12 protein-coding genes are annotated in these 12,511 nt (G+C 35.5%); 5 read left to right on the forward strand and 7 right to left on the reverse strand.

The window, feature by feature from the left end; translation table 11 throughout:
- Positions 1 to 266: 266 nt before the first annotated feature.
- The 5 genes from JFV29_RS21540 to JFV29_RS21560 all read right to left on the reverse strand — a co-directional run bounded on the left by JFV29_RS21540 (position 267) and on the right by JFV29_RS21560 (position 5,321).
- Complete coding sequence (locus tag JFV29_RS21540) at positions 267 to 1,031, reverse strand: TIGR03943 family putative permease subunit (protein ID WP_201186273.1); 765 nt, start codon at positions 1,029 to 1,031, stop codon at positions 267 to 269.
- Positions 1,031 to 2,044 carry a permease gene (locus JFV29_RS21545; protein ID WP_242486928.1) on the reverse strand — a complete coding sequence of 338 codons (1,014 nt, stop codon included), beginning with the start codon at positions 2,042 to 2,044 and terminating at the stop codon, positions 1,031 to 1,033. The genes JFV29_RS21540 and JFV29_RS21545 overlap by 1 nt, the downstream gene beginning before the upstream one ends.
- Positions 2,045 to 2,264: 220 nt before the next feature.
- On the reverse strand, positions 2,265 to 2,933 hold the full coding sequence (locus JFV29_RS21550; protein ID WP_201186274.1) for a YdeI/OmpD-associated family protein: 669 nt from the start codon (positions 2,931 to 2,933) through the stop codon (positions 2,265 to 2,267).
- Positions 2,934 to 3,156: 223 nt separating this feature from the next.
- Positions 3,157 to 4,419, reverse strand: a complete 1,263-nt coding sequence (locus JFV29_RS21555) for an MFS transporter (protein ID WP_201186275.1) — start codon at positions 4,417 to 4,419, stop codon at positions 3,157 to 3,159.
- A gap of 146 nt (positions 4,420 to 4,565) precedes the next feature.
- The gene (locus JFV29_RS21560) at positions 4,566 to 5,321 is read right to left on the reverse strand and encodes an SDR family NAD(P)-dependent oxidoreductase (RefSeq protein ID WP_053347372.1); all 756 of its coding nucleotides are present in this window, start codon (positions 5,319 to 5,321) and stop codon (positions 4,566 to 4,568) included.
- A gap of 577 nt (positions 5,322 to 5,898) precedes the next feature.
- Between JFV29_RS21560 and JFV29_RS21565 the strand changes: the two genes are divergently transcribed.
- From JFV29_RS21565 to guaC, 3 genes are all read left to right on the forward strand, one after another.
- Complete coding sequence (locus JFV29_RS21565) at positions 5,899 to 6,495, forward strand: TetR/AcrR family transcriptional regulator (RefSeq protein WP_056529566.1); 597 nt, start codon at positions 5,899 to 5,901, stop codon at positions 6,493 to 6,495.
- A gap of 543 nt (positions 6,496 to 7,038) precedes the next feature.
- The gene (locus JFV29_RS21570) at positions 7,039 to 7,542 is read left to right on the forward strand and encodes a DinB family protein (protein WP_201186276.1); all 504 of its coding nucleotides are present in this window, start codon (positions 7,039 to 7,041) and stop codon (positions 7,540 to 7,542) included.
- Between the two features lie 297 nt (positions 7,543 to 7,839).
- Positions 7,840 to 8,823 (forward strand): GMP reductase, encoded by a 984-nt coding sequence (gene guaC / locus JFV29_RS21575; RefSeq protein ID WP_053347375.1) that lies wholly within the window; start codon positions 7,840 to 7,842, stop codon positions 8,821 to 8,823.
- A 343-nt stretch (positions 8,824 to 9,166) separates the two neighbouring features.
- On the opposite strand, the gene JFV29_RS21580 is transcribed toward guaC, so the two are convergent.
- Both JFV29_RS21580 and JFV29_RS21585 read right to left on the reverse strand, forming a co-directional pair.
- Positions 9,167 to 9,727, reverse strand: coding sequence for an HPP family protein (locus tag JFV29_RS21580; protein ID WP_201186277.1), 561 nt, complete (start codon positions 9,725 to 9,727; stop codon positions 9,167 to 9,169).
- A gap of 441 nt (positions 9,728 to 10,168) precedes the next feature.
- A complete protein-coding gene (locus JFV29_RS21585) occupies positions 10,169 to 10,507 on the reverse strand; it encodes a zinc ribbon domain-containing protein YjdM (protein WP_053347377.1) in 339 nt (112 codons plus the stop codon).
- 241 nt (positions 10,508 to 10,748) lie between these two features.
- Here JFV29_RS21585 and JFV29_RS21590 point away from each other — a divergent pair, with 241 nt between their 5' ends.
- Positions 10,749 to 11,438: a response regulator transcription factor gene (locus JFV29_RS21590; protein ID WP_201186278.1), complete on the forward strand. Its 690-nt coding sequence runs from the start codon at positions 10,749 to 10,751 to the stop codon at positions 11,436 to 11,438.
- Positions 11,435 to 12,439, forward strand: coding sequence for a sensor histidine kinase (locus JFV29_RS21595; RefSeq protein WP_201186280.1), 1,005 nt, complete (start codon positions 11,435 to 11,437; stop codon positions 12,437 to 12,439). Before JFV29_RS21590 ends, JFV29_RS21595 begins: the two co-directional genes overlap by 4 nt.
- Positions 12,440 to 12,511 lie beyond the last annotated feature (72 nt).

Below are 12,511 nucleotides of genomic sequence, written 5' to 3' on the forward strand. Positions count from 1 at the left end.
ACTAATTAATAACTACTTCTAGAACCTTTTAAAGAAGTAGAGTTAGGTTCAACAAACTGAATGTCAGCCGGTTTATTCTAATCAAATACGATTCATGATAAATAGCTTTCCTAATCACGATTTTTCAGCAATCGGATAGCAAAGCTACTATGTATGATGATGAAGTTGTGAATTCATAAAGGGTTTTCCTTTTTCTATTTTTATCCACCCCTAATTACAAAGCATTTTAACACACTCCATAAAAAGGAACAATATCCCATAGCAATCTATTGAATAATCTCCACATTTTCATACAAATAAGCTTCTTCCGGTGCCTTTATTTTCTTCGACTCTTTTAAATCAATAACCGGTACCGCTTCACCTTTATAACTCCCTTTTTTTAATGTACCTGTAATGGTGTACCAATCATTCGTCTTCATATTTTTCACATTTCCATTGACCATATAGCCGTATAACGTCGCGTCGACCACACAGCAGGACATGGAGAGACGGGCGATTGCCATTTGTTTTTCTTTAAATGAATCTTCACGATAAATAAACCCGGAAAGCTCTATTTCCTTCCCCTCGATTGTATCGAGGTTGTTCAGCAAATCATCCAAAACTTCAAAGTAATTGTCATCTGTGACAGAAATCTTTTCACTGTTCACGTGTTTCCCTGCATCGTATGAACTTACTAAGGGAGTCTGTTGCTGAACCATCCCTCTTTTTGCCAGCACTTCTCCGCTCAATGTAAAGTCCGTCAAAATGAAGCCAAGTATAATCGGAATGAAGAACAAACTATATTTCAGGACTTTCATGGCCGGTGAAGACTCGCTATGGGATTCACACTCACAATTATGCAGGCTCTGTTTTTGTTTTTTCATACGCAGAAGACTGATTCCTAAAAAAGCAAAAAGCGCAGCCAACGCATATGGAACCATTTTGGGTGCAATTAATTTCGTTAAATGACCAGAAACGTACAATTTAAAAATCATAAGACCCAATCCAAGTAGCAGCAGTCCCTCAAGTCTTTGGATAAAAAAACTTTTCATTAGAAGCCCCCCTTACTTATCATTACACCTGCGAGCAGACACAGACTGAAGACGACTGCGAAAACAAGCAGTACATATGTGACGACAAAGCTCCGTTTAAAACAGGACAGCATAATCAGAACATTTTTCAAATCCAGCATTGGACCAAATACAAGGAAACCAAGGATAGATCCCGGTAGAAAACTATGAGAAAAGGAAGCGGCAACGAATGCATCTGCTGATGAACAGAGCGAAAGTACAAACGCTATTCCCATCATCAGTGCTGTTCCTTGAATCGGTGTCTGACCGATATCGGCCAGAATAGTCCGATCCATTAAAACTTGAAATACACTGGCAAACAAGGCGCCTATGATAAAGTATCTGCCGACCATAAAAAATTCCTGTGAAGTGTGATCGATGAAGCTTGTCCATTTACTAGGCCCAGGAGTAACGTGATCATGCTTATGAACAAGTTCTATCTTATCTTCTTTTACCACGTCTTTACTGCAGAAGATATAAATAAATAAACCTACAATAACGGCCGTAATAACACAGAGAATGATTCTTCCGTATAGAATGGACGGGTTATTCTGAAAGGCATAATAAGTTGAGCCGAACACGATGACATTTAAGATTGGGGCGGTAACGAGTAAAACAACACCTGCATGAACCGGGACACCCTTCACAATTAACCTTCGCACGACCGGTATGATTGCACACTCGCAAACCGGGATAATCAGTGCCGCCGCAATCGCAGCAAAAATAGCCGTAAGAGGTCTTTTTGGAATCATCCGCTGAATGATATCTTCACTAACAAACAACTGGATAAACGAAGATGCAATTGCACCCAAGAACAGAAAAGGAATCGATTCTAAAAACAACCCCAAAAAGATAACCAACACCGAATGAAGCATCGGGTAGGCTGAGAAATCAAGTGCTTTTGGAATAAACACATCGCCTAGAAAAAAGAATGCAAGTAGCAAAAACAGCAGAATCAATAACAGCAGATTGCCTATGTATCGTTTCAAAAGCATTTTTCAACCACCTTTACAAATCATAATTATTACGATTTGAAATTTTAATTTGGTCTAGTATATGCCTTTGATAGAGTGAACATGACAAAAAACAGAGAGTGAACTAGTCTCTCTGTTTCAGGTTGGAGCTTTCTTTATTTATGGTAAGGTTTACAGATTCTAGCTAAGTTCATGCATGATGAACTACAGAAGAAGAAAAGTAGAAGGCATCGTAATACACTTATTTATCTCTTCTATATAAATCCCGACTCTTATAACCCTCTCCAAGAATCATTTTCATTTCTTCACGTCGTTTTACTTTTGTCGCCTCTTGTTTAGCACTATACACATAACGTGCACAATCTTTACGGTACCCTGGAGTGAGTGATTGATAGAACGCAAGTAAATCCGGAGAATCCTGCAAATCTTTCTCTATATCCTGAATCATCGCGATATAATCATCTACACATTGACTTGCTTTGGAAGATGGTTGATTCTTGTTTCGGGAATCTTCTTTTAGACCGACAACCGTAAAGACATCATCTAATCCAACCATACGTGCAAACTTAATGTTACTCGAACCAATATAACCATTACCATCTGCACCTAGCCCAGCTAATAAATCATCACGATGAATAAACGTTGGATACACTTTATTCCCCTTCTTGGGATAAGCCAAAAAGATATAGCCGCTTTTATTCAGATAATTTTTTTCAATTACCTTGTTTACGATTCCTTTTAAAGACTCCATATCTAATACAAACGCAAATATAAGATCATACGTACTTTTAGAAAGCTCTGTATCATATTCCGCTAACTCCGCTAAATAATCTGAACCATCTGGTAAATGCAAGACTGCCACCTTTTTATATTTTTGTAAATTCAATTTTTCAACTATTGTTTTAGCCATCAAGATCCACCCGTCAAATTTAATATTGTATATCTTTAGTGTAAAAGTTCCCCATTTCATTCGCAACTTTTCCTGTTCAAATTATGAAAGTATACTTTTATTTTCAAATCTATCTAGTGAAAATATTTATTTAAGAGTCAAAAAAAGACGAGAGAATTAATCTCCCGCCTTTTCTATTATCATTGCTTTAAGGAATATTAACGGTGTTATAGTTTAGAGGTAATTAGTTCCAAAGCCCAGCTTCTTCGAGTTTCTTTTTACCTTTGAATGCTAGGATAATCAATACTAAATTGATAGTCAACATAAAAGCAATTGCAACCAGTACTGATGTATAGCTACCTGTAAATTCAAAGATATATCCGTATCCTGGTAAAGCGACAATCCCCGCTACTGCTAATCCAATCACAGCAGAAGCATAGATTTCACTGTATTCTTTATTACCAAACAAAGCTGTTGTTAGTAGCGGTCCTAATGTACCGATAGATGCAACTACAAACCCATAGATAGCAATTGCCAACGTAAACATCGCAGAGTTTTCTGGAATTGCTAAAAGTATTCCAATTGGAACTAAACCTAAAATCATCGCAAAGAGTGCTGTATTTTTCGCACCAATTTTATCAGATAATATTCCGAAGGATAAAGCTCCTAATAACACACCAATCGACCAGCCCCCCATTGCATTACCTGCGAATGTAACATCATAGCCCAATCCCATTGCGAATGGTGCAACATGTTGACCAAAGCTTCCTATAGCCGTGATAAAGAAGAAAAATAGAAGTAATGCATAAAATGCAGAGGATTTTCTTGCTACAACTGCAGTAACTCCTTTACTTGTTACTGCTTTAGGAATTGTTTTTTCATCACTTTTTACTTCGTCCACTCCAAGTGGTTGTAAGCCTTTTTGTTGTGGGGCCATTCTGATCGTTAAGAGTACGATTGGTATAACGATCGCCATTACTAATACTCCTAAAATAATATAAGTATTTCTCCAGCCTTGGCTATCAATTAAGTTACCCGCCATAGGTTGAAGAATTGCTCCGAATAGGCCACCTGAGGCTACCATAATTCCCATTGCCAAGCCATTATGCTTTTTAAACCAGTTATTAATTAATACTGGACCAGCCATTTGGCAAACAAAAATGGAACCAATTGACATAGGGATACAGAACAAGTACCAACCCCACACAGAATTCATTAATCCAAACATCGCAAATGATCCTGCTTGTAAAATAACTCCTATTACTAATATCATTCTAATATCATATTTCGCCATCATTTTACCTGCAATTGGAAGGAAAATCATGGTGACAATTGATGAAATACTAAAGTACAAGGATAAGCTTCCCATTCCAATGCTTAAATCCTCTGTAACAGGTGTTAAAAACAATCCACCTGCAGTCATAATACCGCCTTTTGCAATACCGACCATAATAGCTAAGCCTGCTAAAATCCACCAAGCATAGTGAATTTTTTTCTTCTGACTCATTGATGTGTGTCCCCCTACTTCTCGTTTTATGCCAAAATTTCCGCAATAAAAGCCAGTAGCGTTATCGATTATAAATAACACTACTGGTTATTAACTAGTCATTATCTTTATTGTGTAATATATTCACTTACCAAATCAACAATCCATTAACGTAATTTGATAGATCCACCATCAACCATGATTGTTTGACCAGTAATATAATCAGAATCATCGCTTGCTAAGAAAACAGCTGTACGTCCGATATCACTTTCAAGTTCGCCAAGTCTTCTTAAAGGAATTTTAGCAAGCATGTTTTGATAATATTCAGGTTGGTCTTCTGCCCATTGAAGCATTCCAGGTGATTTAGCAATTGGAGCAATGATGTTTACATTGATGCCAAATGGACCAAATTCATTAGCCGCTACACGGGTAATTCCACGAATTGCTTCTTTTGCAGCCGCATATGAACCTTGATTAGCATCTCCATTAATCCCAGCTCCAGATGCAAAGTTAATGATTTTCCCTTGTGTTTCTTTTAAGTAAGGCAATGCTGCTTGCATGAAGTAGAATGTTGGATAGAATCCTGTATTAAAAGATAAATCCAATTCTTTTTGTGTTGTATCAGCAATAGAAGCCATTCTTGATGCATGTGCATTATTCACCAAGATATCTATTTTCCCGAATTTATCAGCCACTTCTTTTACGATAGCACCCAATTTGTCATGCTCTGCAAGATTAGCTTGAATGAAAATGGATTCTGGTTGATATTCTTGTAATTCTTTTATAGTTTGGTTACCAAGCTCTTCGTTTAAATCAATGATTGCAACTTTTGCTCCTTCTTTAACAAAAGCCATCGCCATACCTTTACCAATGCCGCCAGCTGCCCCTGTAATGATAGCGGTTTTCCCTTGTAGTCTACCCATTTTTCTATCCCCTTTTTTTACATGTATTTTCTAACGAACTGATCTGCTTCTTTATGCATATATCTTTTATTCATACTTTTTTCATACGAATCGTGAATACGCACATTAGCATGAACCAATAATATATAACGTTGACTAACAAGTCAATCAAAAAGTTGACTTGATAGTCAACCAAAAAAATGCAATCATGAGAATGCATGAATGACTATTCTTTTACTAGGGATGAAAGAATGAGAATAAAAAAAAGACTCCTAATTAATTCTTCCAATTATGCCTAAATAACAAATGATAAGGCTTTCGAAAATACTATAAATAAGTAAAAAAAATATATATTCACTGAACTTATTACAATTTTCTACACCAATCATCATCATTGCATTTGCGAATGAATTGACAGCAAAAAAAACTTCGATTTTTTTTGTTATAAAAGCTAAACTTATATGATACGGTATTCATTAAGAAAAGAAAGTGAATCACGAGAAGTTATATTCATTTACCAATCTGCAGATTTTTCTTATAAACACATCTAAATATGCAACATTAATGAAATAATATACAGCAAGCGAGGAATGAAATGATGGCACCTAAGAGTGATGAACAATTTAAAATAATACGGGATCAACGCTATGAAGAAATCAGTAAAGCTGCCTTGAAGGTTTTCGCACGCAAGGGTTTTGCAGCAACTAAAATTAGTGATATTACTTCATCAGTAAAATTAAGTCATGGACTTTTCTACCATTACTTCCAGTCAAAAGAAAATATTTATTTGTCTCTTATTATGAACATACTAGATCAGTTTATTGAAACAGTGAAGGAAGCCGAAAATAGAAAGGGCACACCCTGGGATCAACTTGCATGGTTCACTGAGCTTACATTTTCCGGATCACCAGAACAAGCACAAGATCGTCGTATTCTTGTTATTGAGGCCCAACAATCTGATTCGCTCTCTGATGAAGTTAAACAAGAATTAAACCAAAAATATACCATAGCTATGAATGGGATAGCCCGTATTATCAGTAACGGGCAGCGTGATGGAATCTTTATAGATGGTGACCCGATGGAACTGGCCATTTACTATATATCCCTCAACCAAGGTCTATTATTATGGAATGCCAAAGGTTTCAATCCAGTTAAGATTTCAGTTGAAAAAGTAATGCGCCATTTGCAGGTATAACCCTAGCTTCCCCTTGTTATAAACTTATGGATAGTATATTTAAAGTAAAGTAAAAAGTCTGGAGGAACAGATCTAATACAGTTCTGATTTCCTCCCTCAAACCATAATTATAGAGACGATGCGCCACAAAAACATGGCCTATTCTAAAATCGCCCCCTTTCTTCGTCTCACCTCTAGAATCTTTCACACGCTCTTTCTCAGATCATCCTATCAAAACAATCGTTTTATGAATTTTTATACACCCATTATACATTAGATGTCCGTTTTCTCTATGTTCATTTTACGTTGGTTTATGTTTAATCACTCTTCTGTCCATCTATCCATTTTTTCTAAAAATGCTTCAAATCTGTTAAGATTATTAATAGATAAAAAACACTTTTTTGAAATTTTGACTCCCTTAGAATAAATCAGGGAAACCACCTAATAGACGAACGATTTTTAATATAAAATGAGTATACCTTTCGGATTCAGTCGTACGTATCATGAAAAACGTGTTCGAGTGATACATTCAAAAACGGGGTGTCATATAAGGGGGAGGTTCGTATGAATTTTATAGAGTATGATTTATTATTCGAATCGAGAAACCAGCTAATAGAGGAAATTACAGAATTGGAGGACAAGACACTAAATCACAAACCTGTTCCTGATATATGGAGCATCGCCCAAATTTGCCATCACTTATATCTTTCTGAACAGGCAATTACTGAAGCTATAGCCAGAGGTATTCGGGATAAGGATTACAAAAATATCATTCAAAAAAATATTTACTTAATTTCTGATATGAAAAAAAAATTCAAATCTCCTGACATCGTTTTACCATCACAAAAACCTTTTCAATTATCAAAAATTATAGATTTACTGGCTGAATCAAGGGATCAACTATTGCAGGTTCTTTATGAAATGGATAAAGATATTGTTTTAACTAAAAAGAAAGCCAAACATCCCATGTTCGGGGACCTATCATTGGATCAATGGATTGAATTATTATCCTTACATGAGCAAAGGCATACCAAACAGATACAAGATTTTAAATTCAATATTATGTAATCCCTTCAATCGCAATATCACCTTAGACTCTTCATCAGCTGTATTAACATTCTAATTTTTTTTGGATTCTTTGTCTATTCAATATACGACCAAATACCAGTTTCCTCTATGTTAATAATACGATGATATACGTTTAAGTTACCCCTCTGTCTATCAATTTGTCATAACTTTTTTGAAGTGACACACAATATAACTATTAAAAATTTTGACTTACTGAGAAAAATGATGTACATTACCTAGTGGGCGAACAATTTTAATATAAAAATATAAAAACATTCGTATATAGAGGTGCATATCATGGAAAACGTGTTTGATTATGAAGATATTCAATTAATTCCTGCAAAATGTATAGTAAATAGCCGTTCTGAGTGTGATACAACTGTAACCTTAGGTAGACATACATTTAGGTTACCTGTGGTCCCTGCAAATATGCAAACAATTATAGACGAAAAGGTTGCCATTTACTTAGCGGAGAATGGTTACTTCTATGTGATGCATCGTTTCGAACCAGAAAAGAGACACTCATTTATTAAAGATATGCACTCACGTGAATTAATCGCATCTATTAGTGTGGGCGTCAAAGAAGAAGAGTATGGTTTCATACAACAATTATCAAATGAACATGTTATACCAGAATTCATTACGATAGATATCGCACATGGTCATTCCACTGCTGTTATAAATATGATTCAGCATATTAAAAAACACTTACCTGATACTTTTGTTATTGCAGGAAATGTGGGAACTCCAGAAGCAGTAAGAGAATTAGAGCATGCTGGTGCTGATGCTACAAAAGTAGGCATTGGACCAGGGAAAGTATGTATCACTAAAATTAAAACTGGATTTGGAACTGGTGGCTGGCAATTAGCTGCACTTCGTTGGTGTGCAAAAGCAGCAAGTAAACCTATTATTGCTGACGGAGGCATTCGCACACATGGTGATATAGCTAAATCAATTAGATTCGGTGCCTCTATGGTTATGATTGGTTCATTATTTGCTGGACATGAAGAATCTCCAGGAGAAACAATTGAGAAAGATGGAAAGGCCTTTAAAGAATACTTTGGTTCAGCTTCGGAATTCCAAAAAGGTGAAAAGAAGAATGTTGAAGGCAAAAAAATGTTTGTCGAGCACAAAGGATCTTTAGAAGATACATTGAAAGAAATGGAGCAAGATCTTCAGTCCTCTATTTCTTATGCTGGAGGAAACAAGTTAGAAGCAATCCGTAATGTAGATTATGTTGTAGTTAAAAATTCAATCTTTAACGGTGACAAAGTATATTAAGATTATTTTCACAACCTGGTGAGCAAGATACTTTATTAAGTACTTGCTCATCTTTATATTGTTAATTAATTCCTTTTTTAAATTAGTACCCTCTTTAATCCTATTGTATATCTCAAACGTGATTTATGAATGATTTATCAGACAAACAGGGTTAAGCCATTTCCATATGCTAAAGGTCCCAACCTTTAGCATATGGAAATGGCTTTTTATTTTTATCCGTATCATTTTTTTAAACTTGCGAGACTAGTAAAATCCAGATAATTAAGCTAAAAGAGCAATTTTTAATAAACATCATCTGATAACTAATCATATTAGTTATCTCAGTTTATATACATTATTAGTCTCATAACCAGTGTTTTGGATACTGTCTTGCTTGAAATAAGTTATTATAGATCATTGATATAAAAACTAATAATATAGTTCCTATTGCAATCGAAATAAGGAATCCCCATCCAGCTTGAGAATTAACAGCAACAAGGGCACTTGCTGCTGCGGGAGGATGAACAGTTTTTGTAAGAGTCATTATTAATAATACAATAGCTAATACTAGACCAATAATGAATAGACTCTTACCAAATATGCTCCAAATAATAAGTGCTGAAGTGGTAGAAATTAAATGTCCTCCAATAACGTTACGAGGTTGAGACAAGATACCTTTATGGGCACCAAATACAATTACACAGCTTGCACCTAGAGGAGCTAATGCCATAGGATATCCTAAATAAACAGCTACAAAACTAATGATAATAATAGCAATGAGTCCACCTATAGCTGAAACAAAGGAATCAATATAATCAATTCTGTCTTTATCTCTAGTTTCGCCCTTCATTTTCTTTAAATAAGCTTTTAATCCTATGTTTGGTTGATTATTCCAACTTTTCTCAAGATTTTTTTCAAAATCCATAATTTACGTTTCCCTCAAGCTTCCTAAATAATTTGACAAGAAATTTGACAGAGTTTCTGCCATATAAAATTATTTTACAGGAAAACAATGAATGTTTAAATATATATCTGGATTTTGTTTATTTTGGAAATTACGAACTTTTCGACCCTCTTTTCATCCTGCATTTTCAATACAAAAAGTTAAGATAAAGCCCCTGTAAAATGCCGAGTACAAGATTGCCCGCTAGACCTTATAACTGAGAAGAATGATAGAATCTTCCGTAAATAATCACGCCTCGTTTGCCGTATAGACTGCCATGAAAACTCTCCATCTATTTTTTTACAACTATTCCTCCAATAGTGAAACTTTTCAGAAACTAAAAAAATCCTGGTAGAATTTGAATATCTACCAGAATTGATAATAGAATACATTTTCGGTTCAGTTGCATAAAAAAAACTGCTTTTATACCTTTTTAACAAATTCAGATTTTAATTTCATAGCTCCAAATCCGTCAATTTTGCAATCTATATCATGATCTCCATCAACCAAACGTATACTTTTTACTTTTGTACCTATTTTCAGGACTGATGAACTCCCTTTTACTTTAAGGTCTTTAATTACTGTTACAGAATCACCATCGTTTAAGACATTTCCATTTGCATCTTTGATAATTTTTTTATCACTATTTTCAGTTTCTAATTCTAAAGTCCACTCATGAGCACATTCTGGACAAACAAAAAGACTTCCATCTTCGTACGTGTATTCTGAATTACATTTTGGGCAATTTGGAAAATCAGACATAATTTCATTTCCTCCATTCGTTATGGTCCATTCTAATATACTAGTGTTATCCATACAACCGTTAATAGTCGCCCATGTCACGGTATTTCTCAATCCGTTTGATTCGTTCCACAGACCCTTATCGGCAATACATTCATTGTTTTTTCCCAAGTGCTGGTACTAAAATGCTCCCACTCTATAGAACCCATATAGGTTTTACTATATAATTTTATGAAAAAGCTGAAAAAGTGTGGTGAATCATTTGTTTAAACTCTTATTAATAGAAGATGATACGACGTTATTCAACGAGATTAAAGATAGATTAGCGCAATGGTCTTATGATATTTATGGGATTAGTGATTTTAGTAAAGTGATTCAGGAATTCACAGACATAAAACCTGATTTAGTCATTATTGATATACAATTGCCAAAGTTTGATGGGTTTCATTGGTGCAGAATGATCCGGACCCATTCCAATGTTCCCATCATCTTTTTATCTTCACGTGATCATCCTACCGACATGGTGATGTCCATGCAGCTTGGAGCTGATGACTTTATTCAAAAGCCCTTTCATTTCGATGTACTCATCGCAAAGATACAGGCCACCCTTCGCCGTGTCTATAATTACAATACCGAAAAGATCGAATTGAAAACCTGGTGCGGCGCAACTGTGGATTACGAGAAGAACACGGTATCGGCCGAGACTGGCACAATCGAATTGACGAAAAATGAAATTTTCATCTTGAAAAAGCTCATTGAGCAGAAAAATAAGATCGTAAGCCGGGAAGAATTAATCAACAGCTTATGGGATGACAAACGTTTCATAAGCGATAACACCCTTACAGTCAATGTGAACCGTTTACGGAAAAGACTTGATGAACTTGGCTTAGGGCGCTTTATCGAAACGAAGGTTGGACAGGGCTACATCGCTGTTGAAGAGGCAATTATATGATTAAAAAATATATAGTGGAAAGATTCAGTTGGATTATTTTCTATATACTCCTTCATCTTTTTATCATCTTTGTCGCTTTTATTGATACGGCAATTCCACTAAAGCCCATCCTCTATATTGTCTTTTTATCGATGATTATGTTCAGTATCTTTTTAATTGTCCGTTACAAAATAGAAACGAAATTCTATAAAAGTTTAGAAGACCGGGAAGACAATCTTGATTTAACAAATATAGCCGATCCAGACAGCCCTTTTGAAAGAATCATTGAAAACAGCATCATGAATCAAACCGAATTTTTGAAACAGTCTGCTTCACAAGGTCAAATGACTTTAGAACAGGAGAAGGATGAATTATTATCTTGGATTCATGAAGTGAAAACACCCTTGACGGCCATGCACTTAATGATTGACCGCTTGGATGATGAAATGCTGAAATCCCATTTGACTTATGAGTGGCTGCGCATTCACCTTCTTCTTGACCAGCAGCTCCATCAAAGGCGCATTCCTTTCATCGAAAATGATTTGTATATTGAGAATACCGATTTGGAAACAATAATCTTTGATGAGATTAAAACGCTGCAATCATGGTGCATTCAAAAAGGGATTGGCTTTGACATTCATTTAGAAGTAACCGAAGTGCTTAGTGATGCCAAATGGCTGGCCTTCATCATGAGGCAGCTCTTGACCAACTCCATCAAATACAGTGAAAACTCAGATATCACGATATATAGCCATGAACAAGCTGAACAAACGATTCTTGAAGTGAAGGATTCTGGACGGGGCATCGACCCAAAGGATTTATCCCGCATATTTGATAAAGGATTTACATCCACGACAAATCACCGTGACAATGCGGCAACAGGCATGGGGTTATATTTAACCAAGAATGCTGCTGAGTCCCTATTCATCTCCATTGATGTAAAATCAGAGCTTGGGACCGGAACGACCGTTACCTTGAGCTTCCCAAAAAGAAATGATTTCGTGAATATCACAAGCATGTGACAAAAGTGTCACATGCTTTTATTCTTTGTTCGTCCAAACGAAGGAAAAGAAATACATTGCCTTTTATAATGA

This window comes from Peribacillus sp. TH16, assembly GCF_016651095.1.
Lineage (GTDB): Bacteria > Bacillota > Bacilli > Bacillales > DSM-1321 > Peribacillus > Peribacillus butanolivorans.

Coding starts and splice junctions, on each gene's coding strand:
- JFV29_RS21585 (WP_053347377.1), bottom strand. CDS start 10,507: ATGTCTGATTTTCCAAATTGCCCAAAATGTAATTCAGAATACACGTAC.
- JFV29_RS21580 (WP_201186277.1), bottom strand. CDS start 9,727: ATGGATTTTGAAAAAAATCTTGAGAAAAGTTGGAATAATCAACCAAAC.
- JFV29_RS21595 (WP_201186280.1), top strand. CDS start 11,435: ATGATTAAAAAATATATAGTGGAAAGATTCAGTTGGATTATTTTCTAT.
- JFV29_RS21565 (WP_056529566.1), top strand. CDS start 5,899: ATGGCACCTAAGAGTGATGAACAATTTAAAATAATACGGGATCAACGC.
- JFV29_RS21545 (WP_242486928.1), bottom strand. CDS start 2,044: ATGCTTTTGAAACGATACATAGGCAATCTGCTGTTATTGATTCTGCTG.
- guaC (WP_053347375.1), top strand. CDS start 7,840: ATGGAAAACGTGTTTGATTATGAAGATATTCAATTAATTCCTGCAAAA.
- JFV29_RS21560 (WP_053347372.1), bottom strand. CDS start 5,321: ATGGGTAGACTACAAGGGAAAACCGCTATCATTACAGGGGCAGCTGGC.
- JFV29_RS21540 (WP_201186273.1), bottom strand. CDS start 1,031: ATGAAAAGTTTTTTTATCCAAAGACTTGAGGGACTGCTGCTACTTGGA.
- JFV29_RS21550 (WP_201186274.1), bottom strand. CDS start 2,933: ATGGCTAAAACAATAGTTGAAAAATTGAATTTACAAAAATATAAAAAG.
- JFV29_RS21570 (WP_201186276.1), top strand. CDS start 7,039: ATGAATTTTATAGAGTATGATTTATTATTCGAATCGAGAAACCAGCTA.
- JFV29_RS21555 (WP_201186275.1), bottom strand. CDS start 4,419: ATGAGTCAGAAGAAAAAAATTCACTATGCTTGGTGGATTTTAGCAGGC.